At 74.2% G+C, this 23,811-nt stretch carries 25 protein-coding genes and 1 riboswitch; of the genes, 16 read left to right on the top strand and 9 right to left on the bottom strand.

Going from position 1 to position 23,811, the window contains the following annotated elements:
• Positions 1 to 47: 47 nt before the first annotated feature.
• The 6 genes from Q0967_RS02675 to Q0967_RS02650 form a co-directional block, all read right to left on the bottom strand.
• Positions 48 to 923 carry a 1,4-dihydroxy-2-naphthoate polyprenyltransferase gene (locus tag Q0967_RS02675; RefSeq protein WP_298749001.1) on the bottom strand — a complete coding sequence of 292 codons (876 nt, stop codon included), beginning with the start codon at positions 921 to 923 and terminating at the stop codon, positions 48 to 50.
• Positions 924 to 933: 10 nt separating this feature from the next.
• On the bottom strand, positions 934 to 1,212 hold the full coding sequence (locus Q0967_RS02670) for a PLD nuclease N-terminal domain-containing protein (RefSeq protein WP_298749000.1): 279 nt from the start codon (positions 1,210 to 1,212) through the stop codon (positions 934 to 936).
• A 17-nt stretch (positions 1,213 to 1,229) separates the two neighbouring features.
• Complete coding sequence (gene menE, locus Q0967_RS02665; RefSeq protein WP_298748999.1) at positions 1,230 to 2,381, bottom strand: o-succinylbenzoate--CoA ligase; 1,152 nt, start codon at positions 2,379 to 2,381, stop codon at positions 1,230 to 1,232.
• Entirely contained in the window at positions 2,365 to 2,991 is a 627-nt protein-coding gene (locus Q0967_RS02660; RefSeq protein ID WP_298748998.1) for a hypothetical protein, read from the bottom strand. Before Q0967_RS02660 ends, menE begins: the two co-directional genes overlap by 17 nt.
• A 115-nt stretch (positions 2,992 to 3,106) precedes the next feature.
• The gene (locus tag Q0967_RS02655) at positions 3,107 to 4,048 is read right to left on the bottom strand and encodes a 1,4-dihydroxy-2-naphthoyl-CoA synthase (protein ID WP_298748997.1); all 942 of its coding nucleotides are present in this window, start codon (positions 4,046 to 4,048) and stop codon (positions 3,107 to 3,109) included.
• Positions 4,049 to 4,088: 40 nt separating this feature from the next.
• Entirely contained in the window at positions 4,089 to 4,499 is a 411-nt protein-coding gene (locus Q0967_RS02650) for a VOC family protein (RefSeq protein WP_298748996.1), read from the bottom strand.
• 97 nt (positions 4,500 to 4,596) lie between these two features.
• Between Q0967_RS02650 and Q0967_RS02645 the strand changes: the two genes are divergently transcribed.
• From Q0967_RS02645 to Q0967_RS02630, 4 genes are all read left to right on the top strand, one after another.
• Complete coding sequence (locus Q0967_RS02645) at positions 4,597 to 5,613, top strand: o-succinylbenzoate synthase (protein ID WP_298748995.1); 1,017 nt, start codon at positions 4,597 to 4,599, stop codon at positions 5,611 to 5,613.
• Positions 5,614 to 5,802: 189 nt separating this feature from the next.
• Positions 5,803 to 7,068: an ammonium transporter gene (locus Q0967_RS02640; RefSeq protein ID WP_298748994.1), complete on the top strand. Its 1,266-nt coding sequence runs from the start codon at positions 5,803 to 5,805 to the stop codon at positions 7,066 to 7,068.
• A 155-nt stretch (positions 7,069 to 7,223) separates the two neighbouring features.
• Positions 7,224 to 7,625, top strand: a complete 402-nt coding sequence (locus Q0967_RS02635; RefSeq protein WP_298748993.1) for a cold-shock protein — start codon at positions 7,224 to 7,226, stop codon at positions 7,623 to 7,625.
• Between the two features lie 5 nt (positions 7,626 to 7,630).
• The gene (locus Q0967_RS02630; protein ID WP_299448954.1) at positions 7,631 to 8,386 is read left to right on the top strand and encodes a DUF3027 domain-containing protein; all 756 of its coding nucleotides are present in this window, start codon (positions 7,631 to 7,633) and stop codon (positions 8,384 to 8,386) included.
• Between the two features lie 9 nt (positions 8,387 to 8,395).
• On the opposite strand, the gene Q0967_RS02625 is transcribed toward Q0967_RS02630, so the two are convergent.
• Complete coding sequence (locus tag Q0967_RS02625; protein WP_298748991.1) at positions 8,396 to 8,677, bottom strand: DUF2530 domain-containing protein; 282 nt, start codon at positions 8,675 to 8,677, stop codon at positions 8,396 to 8,398.
• Between the two features lie 18 nt (positions 8,678 to 8,695).
• Between Q0967_RS02625 and Q0967_RS02620 the strand changes: the two genes are divergently transcribed.
• From Q0967_RS02620 to Q0967_RS02565, 12 genes are all read left to right on the top strand, one after another.
• On the top strand, positions 8,696 to 10,159 hold the full coding sequence (locus Q0967_RS02620) for an NCS2 family permease (protein WP_298748990.1): 1,464 nt from the start codon (positions 8,696 to 8,698) through the stop codon (positions 10,157 to 10,159).
• A gap of 186 nt (positions 10,160 to 10,345) precedes the next feature.
• Entirely contained in the window at positions 10,346 to 11,311 is a 966-nt protein-coding gene (locus Q0967_RS02615; protein ID WP_298748989.1) for a hypothetical protein, read from the top strand.
• 283 nt (positions 11,312 to 11,594) lie between these two features.
• Positions 11,595 to 12,071: a MarR family winged helix-turn-helix transcriptional regulator gene (locus Q0967_RS02610; RefSeq protein WP_298748988.1), complete on the top strand. Its 477-nt coding sequence runs from the start codon at positions 11,595 to 11,597 to the stop codon at positions 12,069 to 12,071.
• Positions 12,072 to 12,076: 5 nt separating this feature from the next.
• A complete protein-coding gene (locus tag Q0967_RS02605; RefSeq protein WP_298749109.1) occupies positions 12,077 to 13,348 on the top strand; it encodes an MFS transporter in 1,272 nt (423 codons plus the stop codon).
• Between the two features lie 88 nt (positions 13,349 to 13,436).
• Positions 13,437 to 15,263, top strand: a complete 1,827-nt coding sequence (locus Q0967_RS02600; protein ID WP_298748987.1) for a gamma-glutamyltransferase family protein — start codon at positions 13,437 to 13,439, stop codon at positions 15,261 to 15,263.
• Positions 15,264 to 15,324: 61 nt separating this feature from the next.
• Positions 15,325 to 15,720, top strand: a complete 396-nt coding sequence (locus Q0967_RS02595) for a hypothetical protein (RefSeq protein WP_298748986.1) — start codon at positions 15,325 to 15,327, stop codon at positions 15,718 to 15,720.
• Positions 15,717 to 16,409 carry a pyridoxamine 5'-phosphate oxidase gene (gene pdxH, locus Q0967_RS02590; protein ID WP_298748985.1) on the top strand — a complete coding sequence of 231 codons (693 nt, stop codon included), beginning with the start codon at positions 15,717 to 15,719 and terminating at the stop codon, positions 16,407 to 16,409. Before Q0967_RS02595 ends, pdxH begins: the two co-directional genes overlap by 4 nt.
• A 49-nt stretch (positions 16,410 to 16,458) precedes the next feature.
• Positions 16,459 to 17,166, top strand: a complete 708-nt coding sequence (locus Q0967_RS02585; RefSeq protein WP_298748984.1) for a metal-dependent transcriptional regulator — start codon at positions 16,459 to 16,461, stop codon at positions 17,164 to 17,166.
• A gap of 212 nt (positions 17,167 to 17,378) precedes the next feature.
• Positions 17,379 to 17,528: riboswitch (cyclic di-AMP (ydaO/yuaA leader) on the top strand.
• Positions 17,527 to 18,369, top strand: a complete 843-nt coding sequence (locus Q0967_RS02580) for a C40 family peptidase (protein ID WP_298748983.1) — start codon at positions 17,527 to 17,529, stop codon at positions 18,367 to 18,369. (Overlaps the previous riboswitch by 2 nt.)
• Positions 18,370 to 18,546: 177 nt before the next feature.
• Positions 18,547 to 19,311 carry an SDR family oxidoreductase gene (locus tag Q0967_RS02575; protein ID WP_298748982.1) on the top strand — a complete coding sequence of 255 codons (765 nt, stop codon included), beginning with the start codon at positions 18,547 to 18,549 and terminating at the stop codon, positions 19,309 to 19,311.
• A 29-nt stretch (positions 19,312 to 19,340) separates the two neighbouring features.
• The gene (locus Q0967_RS02570) at positions 19,341 to 20,303 is read left to right on the top strand and encodes an SDR family oxidoreductase (protein ID WP_298748981.1); all 963 of its coding nucleotides are present in this window, start codon (positions 19,341 to 19,343) and stop codon (positions 20,301 to 20,303) included.
• Complete coding sequence (locus Q0967_RS02565) at positions 20,201 to 21,151, top strand: SDR family oxidoreductase (protein ID WP_299448948.1); 951 nt, start codon at positions 20,201 to 20,203, stop codon at positions 21,149 to 21,151. Before Q0967_RS02570 ends, Q0967_RS02565 begins: the two co-directional genes overlap by 103 nt.
• A 22-nt stretch (positions 21,152 to 21,173) precedes the next feature.
• On the opposite strand, the gene Q0967_RS02560 is transcribed toward Q0967_RS02565, so the two are convergent.
• Complete coding sequence (locus Q0967_RS02560; protein ID WP_298748978.1) at positions 21,174 to 22,274, bottom strand: hemolysin family protein; 1,101 nt, start codon at positions 22,272 to 22,274, stop codon at positions 21,174 to 21,176.
• Positions 22,271 to 23,797 (bottom strand): hemolysin family protein, encoded by a 1,527-nt coding sequence (locus Q0967_RS02555; protein ID WP_299448946.1) that lies wholly within the window; start codon positions 23,795 to 23,797, stop codon positions 22,271 to 22,273. The genes Q0967_RS02560 and Q0967_RS02555 overlap by 4 nt, the downstream gene beginning before the upstream one ends.
• Between the last annotated feature and the right edge of the window lie 14 nt (positions 23,798 to 23,811).

Raw genomic sequence — 23,811 nt, 5'->3', positions numbered from 1 at the left:
AGGCGCTGCCGGCGTGGGCGGGCACGGGCCCCAGGCCCCAGGCCACCTCAGGACAGGACGAGGCCGATCGACAGGGCGACGGCATACCCCAGCTGCAGGACCCCGGTCTGCGCCAGCGCCGGCAGCAGCGCCGGGCCGTAGGCGTCGGGGTCGGTGACCAGGCGGTACGGGCGCCAGGCGAGCGGGGCGGCGAGCAGGCCGGTCAGGGCCAGGGGGTGGGCCAGCGCGGCGACCAGGACCGCGACGAAGGCACCGACGAGGAGCCCGGCGTAGAGCCGGCGGGTGCGCCGGAAGCCGATGCGGACGGCGAGGGTGCGCTTGCCCGCGGCGCGGTCGCCCTCGAGGTCACGCAGGTTGTTCGTGACGAGAATGGCGCTGGCGAGCAGGCCGCAGCCGACGGCGCCGCCGAGGGCCGCGAGGTCGAGGGCCTGCGCCTGCGTCCAGGTGGTGCCGAGCACGGCGACGAGCCCGAAGAAGACGAAGACCATGACCTCGCCGAGCCCGCGGTAGCCGTAGGGCTTCGCGCCGCCGGTGTAGTGCCAGGCCGCCCACACGGCCAGCAGGCCGAGCACGATGAGCAGCCACGCCCCGGACAGCGCCACGAGGGCCAGGCCACACAGGCCCGCGCCGAAGAACGCGGCGAACGCGGCGGTCCGGACGTTGGCGGGGTCGGCCAGCCGCTGCCCGACCAGCCGGACCGGTCCGACCCGCTCCTCGTCGGTGCCGCGGATCCCGTCGGAGTAGTCGTTGGCGTAGTTGACGCCGATCTGGAAGCCGAGCGCGACGCACAGCGCCAGCACCGCGAGACCGAGGTCCGCGGCGCCGAGGGCGTCCGCGGCGGCGGTGCCGACGAGCACGGGGGCGAGCGCGGCGGGGAGGGTGCGCGGTCGCGCGCCCTCGATCCACTGGGCGAGGGTGGCCATCGGCGGGCTCCTACAGGTCTCGCAGGAAGTCGGGGTCGTCGTCCGGCCCGAGCGGGCCGCGGGGGCGCCCGGAGCGTCCGCCCCGGTCCCCGAAGATGATGTCGAGCAGGCTGCGGGGGCGCCCGGCGACGAGCCAGGCCAGGCCGCCGATGCCCGGGAGGATCACGCACACGACGACCCACACCGGCTTCGGCAGACCGCGCACCTGGTGCTTGTCGGTCTGCACGGCGTCGACGACGGTGAAGACGACGAACGCCAGGAGCGCTACGGCGACGACCACACGGAGCACGTCTGCCTCCTTCCACGTCAGTGCAGGTGAGGCTTCATTCTGCCACCCGCGTCGAGCAGTCGCCGCGCCGCCGCCCGGTCCGGCTTGCCGGTGGGCAGCGCCGGTATGCCGTCCACCACCTCGACCTGCCGCGGAACCGCGTGCGCGGGCAGGTTCCGGCGCAGGGCGGCGCGCAGGTCGTCGGCCACCGTGGGCTCGGCGCGGTGCCGCTGCGCGTCGTCCTGGGCGGCGGAGGCCGGGCCCGGCTCGAGGGTGACCAGGGCGGCCACGCGCTGCCCCCACTCGGGGTCGGGCAGGCCGACGACCAGGGCGTCCTGCACCTCGGGCAGCGCCCGCAGCGCCGCCTCCACGTCGCGCGGCTCGACCTTGTGCCCACCGGAGACGACCACGTCGTCGACCCGGCCGAGGACGGTGAGCCGACCGGCACGGCATACCCCGCGGTCCTCGGTGAGGAACCACCGGCCGGAGGCGTCGGTGACGAAGGACCGCGCCGTGCGGTCCGGGTCGTCGACGTAGCCCTCGGCCAGGACCGGCCCGCCCAGCCGGACGCGGCCCTCGGCGGTCACCTCGACCCGCACCCCGGGCAGCGGCACCCCGTCGTAGACGCAGCCGCCGCAGGTCTCGGACATGCCGTAGGTCGTGACGACGCGGGCGCCGGCCGCCCGCGCCCGTGCGAGCAACCCGTCGTCGGTGGCCGCACCGCCCACGAGGACCGCGTCCAGGTCCCGCAGGGCGGCCACGCCCCCGGGGTCGGCGAGGGCACGGTGCAGCTGGGTCGGGACGAGGGAGGCGTAGCGGCGGGTGCCGGGGTCCAGCCTGCCGACGGCCGCGGCGAGGACCGTCGCGGTGAACGGGCGCGCGGCGTCCAGCTCGACCGGCTCGGTGCCGGCCAGCGCGGACCGGGCGAGCACCTGCAGCCCGGCGACGTGGTGGGTGGGCAGGGCGAGCAGCCACTGCCCGTGCCCGCCGAGCCGCTCGGCCGTGCCGGTGCCCGAGGCGCGCAGCGCCGCGGCGGGGAGCCGGACACGTTTCGGGGTCCCGCTGGAGCCGGAGGTCGCGACGACGACGGGGCGTCCGTCGGCGCCGTCCATCAGCGCGCGCAGCGGCGGCCCGAGGTCGGCCCAGGTCGCGCCGGGCGGCACGACCAGGTCGTCAGCGTCCGCCGTCACCGGGCTCGGGGGTCTGCAGGAAGCGCTCGACGTCGATGAACCACTCGCCGTCGATCCGGACCAGGGTGATGGTCGAGTCCCCCATCGACTCGGCGAAGAGCTCGGAGTAGTTGTCCTCGTCGATGACGGCCGTGTCGCCCTCGGCGCCGATCTCGGCACCCCGTAGCTGCATGGCGCCGAGGATGTCCCGGCCCTCCTCGCCGAGGCCCTGGGCCTCGACGGCGGCCGACATGGTCTCGGGCAGCTGCTCCTCGCAGAGCTCGAGGTCCTCGGGCACCTCGGACATCGGCCGGCTGGTGTCGGTGAAGGAGAGCATGAGGCCGCAGGCCGCCGGGTCCGCGTCGACCAGGGCGAGCAGGAACTCCTTGGCGCGGTCGGCGGCGGCCTGCCCCTCCTCGCCGCCCTCGACCCCGTCGGGCGCGGCGCTGGTCACCGCCGCGTCGTCGGTGGCGGCGGTCTCGTCGGAGGCGCCTGCCCCGCTGGTCAGGGCCGCGTCGTCCGTGCCCTCCGCGGAGGTCCCGCCGGTGGTCTCGACGACCTCCGCGCCGCCGTCGCAGGCGGCGAGGAACAGGGCGGGGGCGGCCAGCAGGGCCATGAGTGGGCGTCGCATCGCGGAAGGTCCTCCCTGGTCGCGGCCGTGATCGGCCCCGTCATCCTCTCACGGTGGGGCGCCGGCCCCCGGGGTGCGGCAGCCGGGGGTACGGACCGCCCCGGGTGCGGGCCGCTCAGAAGTACCAGGGGTAGGCGCGCCAGTCCGGGGCGCGCTTCTCCAGGAAGGAGTCGCGGCCCTCGACGGCCTCGTCGGTCATGTAGGCGAGCCGGGTCGCCTCGCCGGCGAAGACCTGCTGGCCCATGAGGCCGTCGTCGGTGAGGTTGAGCGCGAACTTCAGCATCCGCTGCGCGGTCGGGCTCTTGCCGAGGATCTCGCGGGCCGCCTGCACCGCCTCGGTCTCGAGGTCGGCGTGGTCGGCGACGATGTTGACCGCCCCCATCCGCTGCATCTGCTCGGCGTCGTAGGCGCGGCCGAGGAAGAAGATCTCGCGGGCGTTCTTCTGCCCCACCATCTTGGCGAGGTATGCCGAGCCGTAGCCGGCGTCGAAGCTGCCGACGTCGGCGTCGGTCTGCTTGAACCGCGCGTGCTGGCGGGAGGCGATCGTGAGGTCGCAGACGACGTGCAGGCTGTGCCCGCCCCCGGCCGCCCACCCGCCGACCACCGCCACGACGACCTTGGGCATGGTGCGGATGAGCCGCTGGACCTCCAGGATGTGCAGCCGCCCGCCCTCGGCCCGGACCCGGGCCTCGTCCACCCCGCCGCGGGTGGGGTCGGCGTCGGGGGAGGAGGAGTACTGGTAGCCGCTGCGGCCGCGGATGCGCTGGTCGCCGCCGGAGCAGAACGCCCAGCCCCCGTCCTTGGGCGAGGGTCCGTTGCCGGTGAGCAGGACCACGCCGACGTCCGGGGTCATCCGGGCGTGGTCGAGGGCGCGGTAGAGCTCGTCGACGGTGTGCGGGCGGAAGGCGTTGCGGACCTCCGGGCGGTCGAAGGCGATGCGGACGCAGCCCAGCTCGCGGTGCCGGTGGTAGGTGAGGTCGGTGAGGTCGAAGCCCTCGACCGGCTCCCACTGGTCGGGGTCGAAGGGGTGGCCTGCCGTGGTGCTCTGTTCGCTCACGCGGGCCAGCCTAGGCGGTGGGCGGGGCCGGTCCGGGCGGTCAGCCGTCGCGGGTCGACAGCACGCAGAACTCGTTGCCCTCGGGGTCGGCCAGCACCGTCCAGGTGTGCTCCTCGGTCTGACCCACGTCCACGCGGGTCGCACCCAGGTCGAGCAGCCGCTGGATCTCGGCGTCGCGGTCCTGGCTGGTGTGCGGGGCGAGGTCGATGTGGAGGCGGTTCTTGACCTCCTTGCCCTCCGGCACCGGCACGAAGACCAGACCCTGCCCGCGCTGCATCCAGGCGTCGAGGTCCGGCTCGTGCTGCGGCGCCTCCATCGCCTGGCGGGGGACGGCCACCGCTTCGTCCGGGGTGTCGTAGACCACGAGCCAGTCGAGCGCCTCGGCCCACCAGCGGGCCTGCGCCTGGGGGTCCGCGCAGTCGACGACGACGGTGTACCACTTCAGTGCCATGGGGCGTCCTCTCTCGATCGAGGTCCCCAGTGTGCTCCGCGACCCGGTCAGCGGGCGTCCGCGAGGCGGATCTCCGGGGCCCGCCTACCCTGGGGCGGTGCCCCCGACGCCGACCCCCGACCTCGACGAGCTGCTGGCCTCCGCGCACGTGGTGACCCTGCCGCTGCGGGTGCGCTTCCGCGGGGTGACCGAGCGGGAGGCGGTGCTGCTGCGGGGGCCGCGCGGGTGGGCCGAGTGGGCGCCGTTCACCGAGTACGCCGACGCGGACGCCGCGCGCTGGCTCGAGGCCGCGGTGGAGGCCGGGTGGGGCGGGCTGCCGGACCCGGTGCGCGACACGGTCGGGGTCAACGCGACGGTGCCGGCGGTCGCCGCGGGTGAGGTCGAAGGGGTGCTCGCGCGGTACGACGCGCGGCGGACCGCCAAGGTCAAGGTGGCGGAGGCCAGGCAGTCGCTCGCCGACGACCTCGGGCGGGTCCGCGAGGTGCGGCGCGTCCTCGGCCCGGCCGCGCGGATCCGCGTCGACGCCAACGGCGCCTGGTCGGTGGACGACGCCGTGCGGGCCCTCACCGCCCTCGCGCCGCTGGGGCTGGAGTATGCCGAGCAGCCGTGCGCCACCGTGCCGGAGCTGGCCGCCCTCCGGCTGGCGCTGGCGCGGGCCGGGGTCGACGTCCCCGTGGCCGCGGACGAGTCGGTGCGCCGTGCCGAGGACCCGGTGGAGGTCGCCCGCCGGGGGGCGGCCGACCTGGTGGTGGTCAAGGCGGCGCCGCTGGGCGGCGTCGCGCGGGCGCTGGCCGTCATCGAGCAGGCCGGCCTCCCCGCCGTCGTCTCCTCCGCCCTGGACACCTCGGTGGGGCTGGCCCTGGGGGTGCGGCTCGCCGCGGCGCTGCCCGTCCTGGAGCACGACTGCGGCCTGGGCACCGGGGCCCTGCTCGCCGCCGACGTCGTCGCCGAGCCGCTCGTGCCGGCGGGGGGAGGGCTCACCGTGCTCCGGGCCGACGCGGCCCGGGACGCGGTCGACCCGGCCGCGCTCACGGCATACCGGGGGGGCGCGGAGCGCGAGGCCTGGTGGCGCGCCCGGCTGACCCGCGCGCACGCCCTGCTCCAGTCCCCCTGAGGGCCGGACCCCGCGGTGGCGGCGAAAGATTTACGCGACGGAAACATCGGCAACACACTTGTTACGCGGATGCGCCTGGTCCTGAAACATGGCCGGTCTTGACTGGTGCCCACAGCGACGTGACCTCCCACCCCGACGACGTGACCCCAGGGAGGTCACTCGTCCGCACCACTCACTGGAGGCACAACGATGGAACTCTCGACAAGCGATGTCTGGGTCATGGTGTCCGCGGCGCTCGTGCTGCTCATGACCCCCGGTCTCGCGTTCTTCTACGGCGGCATGGCCCGGGCCAAGGCCGCGCTCAACATGGTGATGATGTCCTTCATCTCCATCGGTCTGGTCGGCGTCATCTGGGTCCTGTGGGGCTACGGCATGAGCTCGGCCCCGCCGCTGCTCGGGGGCATCGTCGGCAACCCGGCCGGTGACTTCGGCCTGACCGGCGCGGTCGGCACCAGCGACCTCATCGGCATCGGCTTCGGCGCCACCTTCGCGATCATCACGGTCGCCCTCATCTCCGGCGCCATCGCCGACCGCACCCGCTTCGCGTCCTGGACGGTCTTCGTGCCCGTCTGGGTCACCCTGGTCTACTGCCCCCTGGCCTTCATGGTCTGGGGCGGCGGCCTGCTCTCGGCCGACGGCTGGATCGGCAGCACCTTCGGCGAGGCCATCGACTTCGCCGGCGGCCTGGTCGTCCACATCAACGCCGGGCTGGCCGCGCTCGTCCTCGTCTACGTCATCGGCTCGCGCGCCGGCTTCGCCAAGGGTTTCCACAAGGCGCACAACATCCCCCTGGTCATGATCGGCACCGCCCTGCTGTGGTTCGGGTGGTTCGGCTTCAACGGCGGCGCCGCGGGCTCCGCCGAGGAGGCCGGCCTCATCTGGGTCAACACCCTGGCCGCCCCGGCCGCGGCGATGCTCGCCTGGCTGGTCACCGAGAAGGTCCGTGACGGCCACGCCACCTCGATCGGTGCGGCCTCCGGTGTCGTCGCCGGTCTGGTCGCCATCACCCCGGCCTGCGCCAGCGTCTCCCCGCTGGGCGCCCTGCTCCTCGGCGTGGTCGCCGGGATCGGCTCGGCGCTCGCCGTCGGCCTGAAGTACAAGTTCGGCTACGACGACGCGCTCGACGTGGTGGGCGTCCACCTCGTCGCCGGCATCATCGGCACCGTCATGATCGGCTTCGTGGCCCTGCCGGTCGAGGGCGAGGGCGGCGGCCTGTTCTACGGTGGCGGCATGGACCAGATGGTCGCCCAGGTCGTGGCCACCGTCTTCACGCTGCTCTACACGGGTGTCATGACGACGGTCATCGCCCTCGTCATCGCCAAGACCATCGGCTTCCGGGTCAGCCCGGAGGACGAGGAGCGCGGCATCGACCTGTCCGAGCACAGCGAGTCCGCCTATGCCTTCAGTGAGGGGGATGCCTCCTACGACCCCATCGCTGAGGAGGCCCGCGTCTAGTCGCTCGGGGCGACACGCGAGTCGCCTCACCCCCGGTGCCGCCCATCCGGCACCGGGGGTGAGGTCTGCCCCGGGGAAGCCATTCGACCCGCGCCCTCGTGCGGGATATCCTCGGTGGACCCCGTTCATCCCCCACACCCTTCGTGAGGTTCTCCGTGCCCACCGGCAAGGTCAGGTTCTTCGACGAGGACAAGGGCTTCGGCTTCCTGTCCAGCGACGAGGGCCACGACGTCTACGTACCCCGCTCCGCGCTGCCCGACGGCGTCGGTGCGCTGGAGCGCGGCAGCAAGGTCGAGTTCGACATCGTCGCCGGCAAGCGCGGCGACCAGGCGCTGCACGTGCGGCTCATGGACCCGGCGCCCTCGGTCTCCCGCGGATTGTCGATGCGGGACCGCAAGCCGGCCGAGGAGATGGTGGTCGTCGTCGAGGACCTCATCACCCTGCTGGACCAGGCCTCCACCTCGCTGCGCCGGGGTCACTACCCCGACCGCCCGCACGGCACGGCCATGGCGAAGGCGCTGCGCGCGGTCGCCGACCAGTTCGAGGCGGGGAAGTAACCCGGATGCCCACCGCGAGGAGCCCGAAGAGCGATGCCGTCCTGACCGGGGCGGTCGAGGTCGCCCGCGCCGCCGCTCTCGAGATCGCCGAGCCCGGGACGGTCGGCGAGCACCTCGAGGTGGTGCTGGAGGCCGAGCGGCTGGCGACGCACTACTTCGCCTGTTCCGCCTCCGCCTACCCGGGCTGGCGCTGGGCGGTCACCCTCTCCCGGGTCCCGCGGGCGCGCAAGGCCACCGTCAGCGAGGTGCACCTGCTGCCCGGCGAGGGCGCGCTGCTCGCGCCGGAGTGGGTGCCGTACGCCGAACGTCTGGCACCCGGCGACATCGGCCCCGGGGACCGCACCGCCTTCGTCGAGGACGACCCGCGGCTGGAGGCCGGCTTCGAGGCCACCGGCGAGGAGGACGTCGACGCCGTCGCCCTGTGGGAGCTCGGCCTGGGTCGCCCCCGCGTCCTCTCGCCCGAGGGTCGCGACGCGGCGGCGACCCGCTGGCACGACGGCGAGCACGGACCCGCCAGCGAGGGCGCCCGGAAGGCGCCCGCGCCGTGCCGCACCTGCGGCTACTTCGTCCCCATGTCCGGCGCGCTGCGCTCGGTCTTCGGCGTCTGCGCCAACGAGTGGTCGCCGGCCGACGGTGCCGTCGTGGCCCTCGACTTCGGCTGCGGCGCCCACAGCGAGGTCGACGTCGAGCAGCGGCCCAGCGAGGAGATCGACCCCCCGGTGCTCGACGACGAGACCGAGATCGTCTTCACCGAGCGCTGAGCCCCGGAGTCACGCCGCGGCGGCGTTGCCCTTGCCGCGGCGCAGGTAGCTATACCCCAGCAGGCCACCGACGATCCCGGCGACGGGCACCCACACCCACCAGTCGCGGTCGCCGCTGCGCAGCGTCGGCACGACGAGCAGCACGAGCAGCACGACCCCCCAGGCGAGGGTCCCCCAGCGGACCAGCGTGATCGTGCGCAGCGGCACCTCCGGCGGCTGCAGGGGGGCGAGGTGTCCGCCGCGGCCGGCCGCGGCGGGGTCGTCGTCGGCGTGCTGGGGACCGGTGCTCACCCGACTACGCTAACGCGCATGTCGACCACCGCGCCGGACACGCGCTCCCCGGGTTCCCTCGACGGCTTCTTCCAGATCTCGCAGCGCGGGTCCACGCTCGCGCGAGAGCTCCGGGGCGGGCTCGCGACCTTCTTCACGATGGCCTACATCGTCGTGCTCAACCCGCTCATCATCGGCACCGTGCCCGACGGCACCGGCGAGCTGCTCGCGGGCGGGGACCTGGCCGTCATCGCCGCGTGCACCGCCCTCGTCGCGGGGGTGCTGTCGGTGCTCATGGGGGTGGTGGCGAACTACCCGCTGGCGCTCGCGACCGGGCTGGGCCTCAACGCCTTCGTCGCCTACGGCATCGCGAGCCTGGACGGGATGACCTGGGCCGACGCGATGGGGCTCGTCGTGCTCGAGGGCATCATCATCCTCGTGCTCGTGCTGACCGGGTTCCGGGAGGCGGTCTTCCGCGCCGTGCCCACCCAGCTCAAGACGGCGATCAGCGTCGGCATCGGCCTGTTCATCACCATCATCGGCCTGGTCGACGCCGGGATCGTGCGCCGGCCCGCCAGCGGCCCGGTCCCGGTCGAGCTCGGCGTCGGCGGCTTCCTCGCCGGCTGGCCGACGGTGGTCTTCCTCGTCGGGCTCTTCGCGATCGCCGCGCTCATGGCCCTGCGGGTGCAGGGGGCGATCCTCTACGGCATCGTCGGCGGGACCCTCCTGGCGATCCTCGTCGAGGCGGTCTTCGAGATCGGGCCGCAGGCCCCCGACGGCAGCAACCCCACCGGGTGGGGGTTGGGGGTGCCCGCCCTGCCGGACAGCGTCGTGGCCGCTCCGGACTTCTCGCTGCTGGGTCAGTTCAGCCTGCTGGGCTCGGTCGAGGCCATCGGGTTCACGGCGCTGTTCCTGCTCGTCTTCACCCTCATGCTGGCCGACTTCTTCGACACCATGGGCACCATGGTCGCGGTCGGCGCCGAGGCCGGGCTGCTGGACGAGGAGGGCAACCCGCCCCGGACCCGGCAGATCCTCGTCGTCGACTCCATCGGTGCCATCGCCGGTGGCGCCGGCGGGGTGAGCAGCAACACGTCATACATCGAGAGCGCCTCGGGGGTCGGCGAGGGCGCGCGGACCGGGCTGGCCTCCGTGGTCACCGGCGTGCTCTTCCTGCTCACGACCTTCCTGTCGCCGCTGGTCGCGATCGTGCCGCACGAGGCCGCGACGCCGGCGCTGGTCGTCGTGGGCTTCCTCATGATGCAGCAGGTCGTCGGCATCGACTGGGACGACCTCGAGATCGCCTTCCCGGCCTTCCTCACCATCGTCTTCATGCCGTTCACCTACTCCATCACCGCGGGCATCGGCGCCGGCTTCGTCACGTGGGTCCTGCTCAAGGTGGTGCGCGGCAAGGCCAAGCAGGTGCACCCGCTCATGTGGCTGGTGGCCGTGCTCTTCCTCGTCTACTTCGGCATCGACCCGATCCGGGGGTTGCTCGGCGTCTGACCGTGCGCCCCCGTGGCCCTCTGGGGGCCACGACCGCGCACGGCGGGTGGGTGGAGCGGCTGGAGGCCACCTCGGGGCCATGACTGTGCGCACCTGTGGCCCTCTGGGGGCCACGACCGTGCACGGCGGGAGGGTGCCCTGTGGACGACGGGCCCAAGGACGTCGCCGCACTGTCAGGCTGGACCCGTGCAGGGGGTCGTGACGAGGAAGCAGGCGCTGGCGGCCGGGCGGTCGGCCAAGCAGGTCCGCGGCCTGCTCGCCCGGAGGCAGTGGCAGGTGATGCACCGCGGGGTCTACCTCACCCATTCCGGACCCATCGTCTGGCAGGAGCGCGTGGCGGCAGCGGTGCTGGCCGCCGGCCCGGGAGCCGTCGCGAGCGAGGAGTGCGCCCTGCCACTGTGGGGCCTCAGCGACCGTCGGCCGCCGGTCATCACCGTCGCGATCCCGGCCGCCCGCACCCTGCGCGCGGACCTGCGTGGTGTCCGGGTGCGCCGTCGACGGCGGTTGACCCGGGCGGTCCGCTCCGGCATCCCCGTGAGCGGGCTGCACCAGAGCGTCCTCGACGTCCTGGCTCTGCCCCGGACCGATGACGACGAGATGGTGGCCCTGCTGCTGCGGGCCTGCCGGCCGGGTCGCTCGAGCCCGGCCGTGCTCCGGGCCGAGCTGGCCCACCACCCGAGCCATCCCCGGCGGGCCGAGCTCGAGACGGTGCTGGAGGCGGCCGAGCTGGGCCTGGGCAGCGTGGCGGAGTGGCGCTACGTCCGCGACGTCGAGCGGCCCCACGGGCTCCCCACCATGACCCCACAGGTGGCGGTGGCCCCGTCGGGTGAGCTGGTCGGCACCCGAGGGGCCACCCCCACGGAGGGGCTGCAGTACCTCGACCTGCTCGACCCGGAGCGCGGTGTCGGGGTCGAGATCGACGGGGCGCTGTTCCACGCGGACCGCGAGCACCTCGACCGGGCCCGCGACCGCAACGGCCTGGTGCAGGGCCGGGCCATGCTCCGGGCCGGCTGGAGCGATGTCGTCCTGCACCCGTGCGAGCTCGCGGTCGAGGTGGCACTGGTGCAGCGGCGACACGGCTGGGACGGCCGGCCGGGGCCCTGCTCGCCGAGCTGCGCCTTCACCACCGACGCGAGGCTGGTGTCCCCGTAGGCCACCCGTTGTGCGGCACTGCGGGCGAGCGGCTGTGCGCGGTGGTGGCCGTCTCGGGGCCATGACCGCGCACGGAGGTGCGTGCTGGGGCTGAGCCGGGGCGGTGTCGGGACGTGAGGGCAGGAGGCTGTGCGAGCCCGTGGCCCTCTCGGGGCCATGACCGCGCACGGCATGCCGTCCCCACGGCAGCCAGCAGGTCGGTGGCGGACCACGGGCAGCGGGGCCGACGGCATACCCCCTCGGCAGGTCGTTAGGTCAGGTAATGAGTTAAACTAACGACCGTATGCCTGACCTCACGCCGGACCCCGCCACCGCGGCCCTGGCGCACGACCTGCGCATCGCCTGCATGCGGGTGGCGCGGCGGGTGCGCTTCGACGCCGACAACACCATCGCCCCGCACCACTTCAGCGTGCTGGTGCGCCTGCACGAGCAGCCGCGCACCCTCGGCGAGCTGGCCGCGATCGAGCAGGTGAGCGCGCCGAGCATGAGCCGCAGCGTCGCCCAGCTCGCCGACCAGGGGTATGTCGTCCGCTCGCCCGACGCCGACGACGGTCGCCTGGTCCGGCTCTCGCTGACGGGGGAGGGCCGGGAGGTCGTCGAGCGCGAGCGCGAGCACCGGGACGCGTGGATGGCCGCCCGGCTCGAGGGGCTGAGCGAGCAGGACCGCGCCCTGCTGCGCCGGGCCACGGACCTCGTCGAGCAGATCCTCGAGGCCGACCGGGCGGGCGACCGCACGGCCCGCCGGGGGGAGGGCCGGTGAGCGCGATGTTCTCCGCGCTGTCGGTGCGCAACTACCGGATCTACGCCACCGGCGCCATTATCTCCAACACCGGCACCTGGATGGGCCGGGTGGCCCAGGACTGGGTGGTGCTCACCGAGCTCACCGACAACTCGGCGCAGGCCCTCGGCATCGTCACCGGCCTGCAGTTCCTGCCCATCCTGCTCTTCACGCCCTTCGCGGGGGCCATCAGCGACAACTTCTCCAAGCGCTCCGTCATGCTCGTCAGCCAGTCGGCCATGGCCTTCTTCGGCGTGGTCATGGGCGTGGCCGTGCTCACCGGGCACATGGAGCTGTGGCACATGTTCGTGCTGGCCTTCCTGTCCGGCACCGCCGCCGCCGTGGACGCCCCCGCCCGGCAGTCCTTCGTCTCCGAGATGGTGCCCAAGGCGCAGCTCACCAACGCCGTCGGCCTCAACTCCGCCTCCTTCCACTCCGGGCGGCTGCTCGGGCCGGGCGTCGCGGGCCTGCTCATCGCTGCCTTCGGCACCGGCCCCACCCTGCTGCTCAACGCGCTGACCTTCGTCGCCGTCATCGTGGCCCTGCTGGCGATGGACCCGCGCCAGCTCACGAGCAAGCCGCGCACCGGACCGCGCGGCCGGGTCCGCGAGGGCATCGCCTACGTGCGCGGCCGACCGGACATCATGCTCATCCTCGTCGTCGCCTTCATGCACGGCACGTTCGGGATGAACTTCCAGATCTTCAACGCCCTGATGTCCACCCAGGTCTTCGGCAAGGGCGTCACCGACTTCGGGATCACCGGCTCGGTCATGGCGATCGGCTCCCTCGCGGGGGCCCTCATGGCCGCCCGGCGGGAGCGTCCGCGGTGGCGGCTCCTGCTCGGGTCCCTCTTCGCCTTCGCCGTCCTCACCGGCGCGCTCGCGTTCGCGCCGAGCTTCACGGCATACACGATCCTGCTCGTGCCGACCGGGCTCTGCGCGCTCACCGTCATGGTCAGCGCCAACGCCATGGTGCAGCTCACCGTCGACCAGGCGGTGCGCGGCCGGGTGATGGCGCTCTACATGGCCGTCTTCATGGGCGGCACCCCGGTGGGCTCGCCGTTCCTCGGCTGGTTCGCCGAGCAGTTCGGCGCCCGCCCGACCGTGCTCATCGCCACCCTCATGTGCGGCGGCACGGCGGTGCTGGCGACCCTCTACCTCATGCGCCACGACCAGCTGCGGCTGCGCTTCCGCGCCACCTGGCCGCGCCCGGTCTACCTGGTGCGCATGACCGAGCCCCTCCCTGAGAAGGTGGTCTGATGAGCGCCCGAACCCGTCGCGTCGTCGTCCTGGTGGCCCTGGCCGCCCTCATCCTCGTCCCCGTCCTCGCGACGCTGGGCTGAGCGGTATGACGACGTTCACCACGCGCCCCACCCTCAGCGGCACCTTCGGCATGGTGTCGAGCACGCACTGGACCGCGTCCTCGGCCGGTATGCGGATGCTCGAGCTCGGCGGCAACGCCGCCGACGGGGCGGTCGCCGCCGGCTTCGTCCTGCAGGTCGTCGAGCCCCACCTCAACGGGCCGGGCGGTGACCTGCCGCTCATCGTCTCCTCCGTGGACGACCCGACCCCGCGGGTGCTGTGCGGGCAGGGGCCCGCCCCCGCGGGCGCCACCCCGGAGCACTTCGCCCAGGCGGGGCTGGACCGGGTCCCCGGGTCCGGGCCGCTGGCCACCGCCGTGCCGGGGGCGGTCGACGCGTGGCTCACCCTGCTGCGCGACCGGGGCACGATGAGCGCCCGGCAGGCCCTGGAGCCGGCGCTGCACTACGCGCGGCACGGCCACCCGGTCCTGCCGCGGGTGAGCGCGACCATCGCCTCGGTGGCCGAGCTCTTCACCGACGACTGGCACACCTCCGCCGAGCAGTGGCTCGTCGACGGCGCGCCGCCAGAGCCGGGCAGCCTCGTCACCAACCCGGCGTGGGCGGACACCCTGGAGCGGCTGCTCGCGGAGGAGCAGGCCGCCGTGCAGGGAGGAGCCACCCGGGAGGGTGGCATCGACGCGGTGCTGCGGGCATGGCGGCAGGGCTTCGTCGCCGAGGCCGTCGGGGCCTTCGCCGAGCGCGCCTTCCGGCACAGCGGCGGCGCCGTGCTCCCCGGCGTGATCACCGCCGACGACGTCGCCTCCTTCGAGGCGACCTGGGAGGACGCCGTCACCACGCAGTGGCGCGGGCACACGATCGCCAAGACCGGTCCGTGGGGCCAGGGACCGGCGCTGCTGCAGGTGCTCGCCATGGTCGACGAGGCCGCCGGCGGGCCGGGGGCCGACGTCGACCTGGACACGGTCGAGGGCGTGCACACCCTCGTCGAGTCCTGGAAGCTGGCCATGGCCGACCGGGAGGCGTGGTTCGGGGACAGCGCCGAGGAGGGCTCCGAGGTCCACGTGCCCGTGGCCGAGCTGCTGGCCCAGGACTACCTCGCCCAGCGGGCCGCGCTCATCTCCGCCCAGGCCTCGCGCGAGCTGCGCCCGGGGTCGCCCGGTGGCCGCACCCCGCGGGTCGCGGCCCAGGCCCGGCAGACCGAGGGGGCCGAGGTGGAGCCCGGCGACGCCACGGCCGGGGAGCCCACGGTCCAGCGCGACGGCGTCACCCGCGGCGACACGTGCCACGTGGACGTCGTCGACCGCTGGGGCATGCTCGTCTCGGCGACCCCGAGCGGAGGCTGGCTGCAGTCCAGCCCGTTCATCCCCGAGCTGGGGTTCGCGCTGGGCAGCCGGTTGCAGATGATGTGGCTCGAGCAGGGGCTGCCCAGCTCGCTGGTCCCCGGGCGGCGTCCCCGGACCACCCTCACGCCGACCATGGTCCTGCGCGACGGCATACCCGTGCTCGCCTGCGGCACCCCCGGCGGCGACCAGCAGGACCAGTGGCAGAGCGTCTTCCTGCTGCGCCACCTCGTCGGCGGGCTCGGGCTGCAGGAGGCCGTGGACGCCCCCAACGTGCACACGACGAGCTTCCCCGGCTCCTTCCACCCCCGCGCCAGCGAGCCCGGCGTCCTCGTCGCCGAGTCCCGCCTCGGCGAGGAGGTGGTGGACGGGCTGCGGTCACGCGGCCACGAGGTGCTCGACCAGGGACCGTGGAGCCTCGGGCGGATGTGCGCGGTCAGCCGCGACCCGGACACCGGCGTGCTCGGCGCCGCGGCCAACCCGCGCGGGATGCAGGGGTATGCCGTCGGGCGTTGACCTATCGACACCGGTGCACCGCCTAGGCTGGCAGCGCACCCCGAGACCCGCAGGAGGACCCGTGGCTGGCAAGACACGGTTGGCCAAGCAGGCGATCAAGTACGGTCCGGTCGTCTACGCCCTGGCCCAGAAGTACGGCCCCCAGGTGGTGGACCAGATCCTCAAGCAGCGCGAGCCGGCGACGAAGTTCGTGCAGGACCAGGCCTCCAAGGCGCGCACCAACCCGCGCAAGCACGCGATGGCGCACGCCGACACCGTGGTGGACGGGTCGCTGCAGCAGGTCTTCCACCGGGGCCACCCCTACTGGGTGGTGTTCTCGCGCAACGAGCCGGTGGGGGTCCACCCGCACACCGACGCCGCCTTCGACACCCTGCTGCTCAACGCCGACCCGGGCAAGCGGCAGACCCCGGACGAGCTGCGCCGCACCGTGCACCTGCCCCGACGGGGCAAGCGGTGACCGGCACGCCGGCCCTGGGCGGGCGCACCGACTACAGCGGCGAGGGCATCGTCGAGGCGGACGCACCGGACGCGCCGCTGCCCCTGGTGCAGGCGTGGCTGGACGCCGCGATCGCGCGGCAGCAGGAGCAGGGTGACGTGCCCGAGCCGTCGGCCATCTCGGTGGCCACCGTCGACGGCAGCGGTATGCCGGACGTCCGCACCGTGCTCATGCGCTTCCTGGACGGCCGCGGCCCCGGGTTCCTCACCAGCACCGCCTCGGCCAAGGGGCGGCAGCTGCGGGAGAACGACGCGGTGGCGGTCTCGCTGACCTGGCCCTCGATGTTCCGCGCCGTGCGCTTCCGGGGGTATGCCGAGGCGCTGGAGCACGACCTCGTCGCCGACTACTTCCGCAGCCGCCCCTACGGCTCGCGGATCAGCGCCCACGCCTCGGCCCAGAGCGACCCGGTGGCGGACCGCGCGGTGCTGGAGGAGGCATACCGCCAGTGCGAGGAGCGCTGGCCGGACACCGGCGACGCCGACGACGTGCCCCTGCCCGCCCACTGGGGCGGCTATCGCGTGCGGGCCGAGCGGGTCGAGGTCTGGGGCGGCCGGCGCAACCGGCTGCACGACCGGCTGGTCTGGACCCGGGTGGCGCCCGGCGGGCTGGACGAGCCCGACTCCTGGCGGCGCGGGCGGATCCAGCCGTGACCTCCGCCGACCGGGACGCGATGTCGGACCTCGACCGTAGGATGGCGCCGTGAGCGGCGATCTGATCGACACGACGGAGATGTACCTCAAGACCGTCTTCGAGCTGGAGGAGGACGGCGTCCTGCCCATGCGGGCGCGGATCGCCGAGCGGCTGGGGCAGTCGGGTCCCACGGTCTCCCAGACCGTGGCGAGGATGGAGCGCGACGGCCTGCTGGAGCTGGCCGAGGACCGCCACCTCGTGCTCACCGAGGCGGGGCGCACCGCTGCCGTGCGGGTCATGCGCAAGCACCGGCTCGCCGAGCGCCTGCTCACCGACGTCATCGGCCTCGACCCCGCCTTCGTGCACGACGAGGCGTGCCGGTGGGAGCACGTCATGAGCGAGCAGGTCGAGCGGCGCATCCTGGAGCTGGTCGAGGACGGCACGAGCTCGCCCTACGGCAACCCGGTGCCCGGTCTCGCCGAGCTCGGGCGCGACGACGCCCCGGCGGCGGACGGAGAGGCCAGCAGCGAGATCGCCGAGCGGGGCGGGCGCACGACGGCCCGGGTCGCACGTCTGGGCGAACCGGTGCAGGTGGACCCCGAGGTGCTGGGCCTGCTCCTCGACTCCGGCATCCGCCCGGGGGCCGACGTGGAGATCTGGGGCGAGGAGGGGCGGACCATCGTCGGAGCCGTCGACGGGGAGGCCGTGTCCCTGCCGCAGGACGTGGCCGGGCACGTGTTCTGTGTCGTCACCGGCGCCGATGTTGCTGTGAGATGACTCACTCGTTACCTGGAAGAATGGTCAAGTGGTTCGGCATCGTCGCAGGTCAGGTGCCCTGCGACGGGTGACGGGGTCACGGGCCGTCCACACCGTCGTTACCTGAGCGTGACATTTGGTGGCACCCCTGTGTAACCTCGAAGAGTCCTCCTCCCTGGGGGGACCCCCGAGCGCGACTGCCTAGTCCTGTCCGCGCGCCGATCGGGGCCGTGGCACGTACGACACCGCTTTGACAGGAGCGGGGGAACCACCTCTGGAGCCGCCCCTGCGGCTCCTTGGGGCGAAGGACCGGCCAACCCGGTCCAGGGGCACTCCAGCCCGAAGCCCGACAGCTCACCCCGCAGGCACTGGAGGATCTACATGACGCAGCGCACCACCGGCCGCCACCGTCGGCCCGGTCGTCTCCGCACGACCAGCATCACCCTGACCCGCACGGCGGCCGTGGCCGCGACGTCGACCGGCCTGCTGGCCGGTGCGGCGCTGAGCGCCAACGCAGCACCCGAGGTGCCCCAGGACCGTGACGGCCTGCTCCGTCTCGGTGTGGGCGTCAGCGCCGACCGCACGGTCACCGTGGACCGTCCGGCCGAGGCCGTCGCCGCCCCGTCCGACATCGAGCTCGACTCCTTCGGGATCGGCGGGTTCTCCGCCTACACCCCCGAGGTCGAGGTGGAGGTCGAGGAGCCGGCGCAGGCCGCCCCCGCGCAGCAGGAGCAGGCCGCTCCCGCGCAGGAGCAGGTCACCGAGCAGGTCTCCGCCCGTGAGGAGACCAGCGCGAGCCGCACCAACGAGCGCACCGCCACCCCGGAGCCCGCGGCCCCGGCCGAGCCGGCCGTCCAGTCCCAGCCGGAGCCCGCCGCGGCTCCCGCCCCGACCGGTGGCGTGCTCGGTATCGCCGCCGGCCTGGTCGGCACGCCCTACCAGTGGGGTGGCAGCACCCCGGCCGGTTTCGACTGCTCCGGCTTCACCAGCTACGTCTTCGCGGCGGTGGGCATCTCGCTGCCGCGCACCGCCGCCGCCCAGCAGGCGTACGCCACCCCGGTCAGCGACCCGCAGCCCGGCGACCTGATCTTCTACGGGTACCCCGCCTACCACATCGGCATCTACGCCGGCAACGGCATGATGTACGACTCGCCCCGACCGGGCAAGGTCCTCGATCTGCGCCCGGTGTTCGACGGTGTCTCCGGTTACGGCCGGGTCGGCTGACCCCAGCCCACCGCGGCGAGCACGCTCCCGCCCCGACGACAGCCCCGGCCGCACCCCGTGTGCGGAACCGGGGCTTCGTCATACCCGGGCAGGCCGACGCGCGCGCACGGCCCGGGCTGACTACCGTGGGACCGGTCGCCCCGGCGGCGTCACCGTGTCCCGAACCAGGAGGTCCCCGTGCAGGTCGAGGGTGCGCGGTGCTGGATGGTCGGGGCCTCCAGCGGCCTGGGGGCGGCGCTCGCCCGGGCGCTGGACGAGGCCGGGGCCGAGGTGGTCGTCAGCGCCCGGCGCGAGGAGCGGCTGCGTGAGCTGTGCGAGGGCACGGGGATGCGCCCGGTCACCGTGGACGTGACCGACGCCGACAGCGTGCGCAGCGCCTACGACGGCGTGCTGGCCGAGCTCGGGGGTCTCGACCTCGTCGTCTACTGCGCCGGCACCTGGCAGGTGTCGGACGTGGGGGAGTGGGACCAGGAGTCCTTCGAGCAGCACGTGAGCACCAACCTGCTCGGCCTGGGCCAGTGCCTCGACGTCACCCTGCCGACCCTGCGGGCCCAGGGCGGCGGCACCGTCGTCGGGGTCGCCTCGGTGGCCGCCTACCGGGGAGTCCCGGGCGCCGACTACTACGGGCCCACCAAGGCGGCCGTGGTCAACCTGCTGGAGGCCCTGCGCGCCTCCCTGCGTGCGGACGGGGTGCGGGTGATGTCGGTGCTGCCGGGCTTCGTGCGCAGCGAGATGACGGACTCGGCCGACTTCCCGCAGCCCTTCAAGATCACCGCCGAGGACGCGGCCGCGCGGATCCTCCACGGGCTGGCCCGGGACCGCTCGGTGCTCGTCTTCCCCCGCCGGATGCGGGCGCTCATGACGGGTGCCCGCCTCGTGCCGGCGGGGCTGTGGCCCCACCTGACCCCGGTGCTGCGCCAGCCCTGGGTGAGGCGGCTGTGACGGCTCGGTCGCGGCGGTCGCGGAGGGACGTGCCCGGCGACGCGCGCGGTCCGGTGCTGGTGACCGGTGGGTCCAGCGGCATCGGGCTGGCCACCGCTCTGGCCCTCGCCGCGCGGGGCACTCCGCTCGTGCTCCTGTCCCGCTCCGCCCCGGCCCTCGCGGAGGCGGCCCGGCAGTGCCGCGCCGCGGGCTCCCCGTCGGTCGGCACCATGGTCTGCGACGTCACCGACCGGGCCGCGGTGGAGGAGGCCTTCGCGCAGGCGGGGCCGGTCGAGGCCGTCGTCCAGGCGGCCGGGGTCATCGCCTACGCGGAGTTCCGCGAGCTGCCCGAGGAGCACCTGGACCGGGTGCTGGAGGTGACGCTGCTCGGCGCTGCCAACGTCATCCGGTCGGCGCTGCACCACTTCCACTCCCGGGGTTCCCGGGGCGACCTGGTGGTGGTCGGCTCGCTGCTCGGTCGGGTCGTGACCCCCTACATGTCGAGCTACATCACGGCCAAGTGGGCCCTGCACGGGCTGGTCCGGACCGTGCAGGTGGAGCAGCGCCGGCACCGCCACGTCCGGGTCAGCCTGGTGGCCCCGGGCCCGGTGGACACCCCCATCTACGAGCACGCCGCCAGCCGGCTGCGGCTGGGGCGGCGCCCCCCGCTCCCGGTCGACAGCCCGGAGTCCGTGGCCGAGGCGATCCTGTCCTGCCTGGACCGGCCCCGCCGGACGGCGATGGTGGGCACGCTGGGACCGTGGGTCGCCCTGGGCTTCACGGTGCTCCCCGGCCTCTACGACGCCATCGTCACCCGGGTCTTCCACGCGGTCGCGATGACCCGCACCTCCGCCGAGCACAGCGAGGGCAACCTCTTCGCCCCCGTCGAGGGTGAGCAGGTGCACGGCGGATGGGTGCGGCCCGGGAGGCCGCTGGACCGGGTCCGCGCCGGTCGCGTGCCGCCCCGCCACGGCCGGGCGGCCCGGTCCCTGGAGGACGAGTGCGCGCCCTGATCACCGGAGCATCCAGCGGGGTGGGCCGGGCCACCGCGCACCAGCTCGCGGCCGCGGGCTGGGACCTGCACCTCGCCTCGCGCAGCCCCGGCCCGCTGGAGGACGCCGCCGCGGAGTGCCGGGCCCACGGTGCCGGCGAGGTGACCGTGCACGTCTGCGACGTCGCGGACCGCTCGGCGGTCGCCCGCCTCCTGGCGGGTGTGCCGCCGCCCGACGCCGTCGTCCACGCGCCCGCCACGCTGGCCTACGGCAGGTTCGAGGACGTCCCGGCGGACGTCTTCGACGCCGCGGTCCGGACCACCCTGAACGGCACCGCGCACGTGGCGCAGGAGGCGCTGCGGGCCTTCGCCCGGGCGGGGGACGCGGGCCACCTGGTGCTGGTCGGGTCCCTCCTCGGTGAGATCCCGGTGCCCACGATGTCGTCCTACTGCACCGCCAAGTGGGGGGTGCACGGGCTCGCTCGGTGCCTGCAGGTGGAGACCCGCTCCCTGCCGCAGGTGCACGTGAGCCTGGTCGGGCTGGGGGCGGTCCGCACCCCGGTCTACGTGCAGGCCGGCACCTACCAGGGCCGGCGCGGTCGCCCCGCCCCGCCCTCGGTGTCCACGGAGCACGCGGCCCGACAGGTGGTCCGGGTGCTCGCCCGCCCGCGTCGGCTGCGACGTGTGGGCGCGCTGACCGCACCCACCGCGTGGGGGTACCGCTGGGCGCCCTGGGCCTACGACGCCATGATCACCCCGTTGTTCGAGGCGTTCGGCCTCGAGCGCGGCATCGACCACGGCCGCGACGGGCCGGGCAACGTGCTCGCGCCGACCCCGGAGGGCGAGGCCGTCGACCACCGCTACCGCTGACGCGTGGCGGGCGGGTCGGCGCTCAGGCGTGGCTGGGGCGGGCGGCCACCGCGCCCGGCTCGTCGGCCGACCCGGTGTCGGACTCGTCGTCGAACTCGCCGAGGATCTGCTCGAGGATGTCCTCCATGGAGACCATGCCCACGGCCCGCCCCTGGTCGTCCCGCACGAGGGCGAGCTGGCCGCGCTGCTGGCGCAGGCTGGAGACGGCGTCGATGAGCGGCATCGACGCCGGCAGGGAGGCGACCGGCTGGAGGAAGTCCCCGAGCGGGCGGTCGCCCCGGCCCTGGGCCGAGGCGAGGATCGCGTCGCGCACGTGCACCAGGCCGCGGATGCGCTGCTGACCCTCGCGGCCGGTGGGCTCGACGACGAACAGCCGGGAGCGTCCGCTGCCGTGGCTGAGGCGCTCGACGTCCGCCGCGGTGGCGGTCCGCAGGACCGTCACCGCCTGGGTGGTCGGGAACATCACCGACTCCACCGTCTCCTCCTCCAGCCGCAGCGCACCGGTGAGGATCTGGTGGTCGGCGTCCTCCAGCACCCCGTGCTCGTGGGACTGGGCGAGGAGCAGCTGCAGGTCGGCCGGGGTCTGGGCGTTGCCGAGGGCGTCGACGGGGTCGATCCCTCCGAGGCGCAGCAGCTGGTTGGCCAGGGCGTTCATCAACCAGAGCACCGGGCGCGCGACCCAGGTGAAGGCACGGAAGGGCAGCGCCAGCATCATGGCCGAGCTCTCCGGGTGGGAGATGGCCCACGACTTCGGCGCCATCTCCCCGACCACCATGTGCAGGAAGACCACGACGGAGACCGCGATGGCCACCGCGATGGCGTGCACGGCCACGTCGGGCACCCCGAGGGCATCGATGACCGGCTCGAGGAGGTAGGCGACGGCGGGCTTGGCCAGCGCGCCCAGCGCCAGCGTGCAGAGCGTGATGCCCAGCTGCGCCCCGGCCAGCATGAGGGAGAGCTCGCGCGAGGCGTCGACGGCCGCCCGGGCGGCGCGGCTGCCGGCCTCCGCCCGCTCCTCCAGCCGGTGCCGCTTGGCGGCCACGACCGCGAACTCGGACCCGACGAAGAAGCCGTTGGCGACGAGCAGCAGCACGCTGACGAGGAGGGCCTGGGTGGTGCTCACCGGGCCACCTCCGCGCCGTCGCCGCCCGAGGGTGCGGCGATCACCAGCCCGTCGCCGAGGTGCTCGCGCTCCTCCTCGGCGAGCTCCTGCCACTCCTCCAGGGTCCGCGTCACCATCGGGCTGAGGGTCACGACCTCGGGCACGAAGCGCCGCGTCCGCACGACGTCGAGGCGGGCGAGATGGACGTACTCGTCGCCCTCGCCGTCGCGGCTGGTCCACGTGACGACGACGCTGTCGCCGTCCTCGGCGGTGCGCCCCAGCTGGTCCAGGACGAGCCCGGACAAGGTGTCGTAGTGCTCGTGCGTGGGCAGCTCGACCCCGGTGAGCTGGGCGACCTCGTCGATGCGCAGCCGGGCCGACAGGTCCCAGACCCCCCCGGCGCGGGCCGCGCTGGTCGCCTCGTCGTCGTCGTCCTCGTCCCAGATCTCCCCGACGACCTCCTCCGCCACGTCCTCGAAGGTGACGATGCCGGCGAAGCCGCCGTACTCGTCGACCACCACCGCCAGCTGCTGATGACCGGCCCGCAGCGCCTCCAGCACCTTCGGCAGGGGGAGCGACTCGGGCAGGATGAGGGCGTCGTCGGTGAGGTCGCGCACGAGGGTGGTGTGCCGGGCCCGCGGCTCGACGGCCAGCAGGTCGTGCAGACCGATGACGCCGACGATGTCGTCGATGTCCCGGCCCACGACGGGGAAGCGGGAGTGCCCGCTCTCCAGCGCCTCGAGCACCACCCCGGCCGGCTCGTCGGCCTGGATCGTCTGCACCGAGGTCCGCGGCGTCATGACCTCCTCGGCGACCCGGTCGCGGAAGGCGAGGCCGCGGCCCAGCAGGACGGACAGCTCCTCGTCGAGGGTGCCGCCGCTGTGCGACTCGGCGATGATGCGGGTGAGGTCCTCCGGGGTGGCTCCCTGCGGGAGCTCCTCCACCGGCTCGATGCCCACCGAGCGCAGCAGCGCGTTGGAGGCCTTGTCGAAGAACGAGATGACGGGGCCGAGCACGGTGAGGTAGACCAGCGTGCTGCGCGAGAGCGCCCGGGCCAGCGGCACCGGGCGGGCGATCGCCCAGTTCTTCGGGCCCAGCTCACCGATGACCATCTGCAGGACCGTGGAGAAGGTGAGGGTGCCGATCGAGAAGAGCGAGATCATGGCGGCGCGCGCGAGCCAGCCGGACTCGGCATACGACTCGGTCAACCCCCGCACCAGCAGGGCCTCGCCGAGGTAGCCGACCATGAGCGCCGTCACGGTGATGCCGAACTGCGCGCCGGAGAGGGTGAACGACAGCCGGGAGGTGACCTTGAGCGCCCGCTGCGCCGGGGCGTCCCCGTCATCGGCGAGCTGGCGCAGCCGACCGCGGTCGACGCTGACGTAGGCGAACTCCTGGGCGACGAAGTAGCCCGTCATGAGGGTGAGGACGACGATGACGGCGATGCCGCCCACGATCAGCACGTGGCGGCCCCCGTGCTGCAGGTCAGCCGGGCGGGGGTGCCGCCCGGCCCGGGACTCGGAGGTTGCGCGTCGGTGCCCCATCGATCCATGCCGCC

This window comes from uncultured Serinicoccus sp. (assembly GCF_947500995.1).
GTDB lineage: Bacteria > Actinomycetota > Actinomycetes > Actinomycetales > Dermatophilaceae > Ornithinicoccus.
This window is presented reverse-complemented; position numbering and strand designations above follow the sequence as displayed.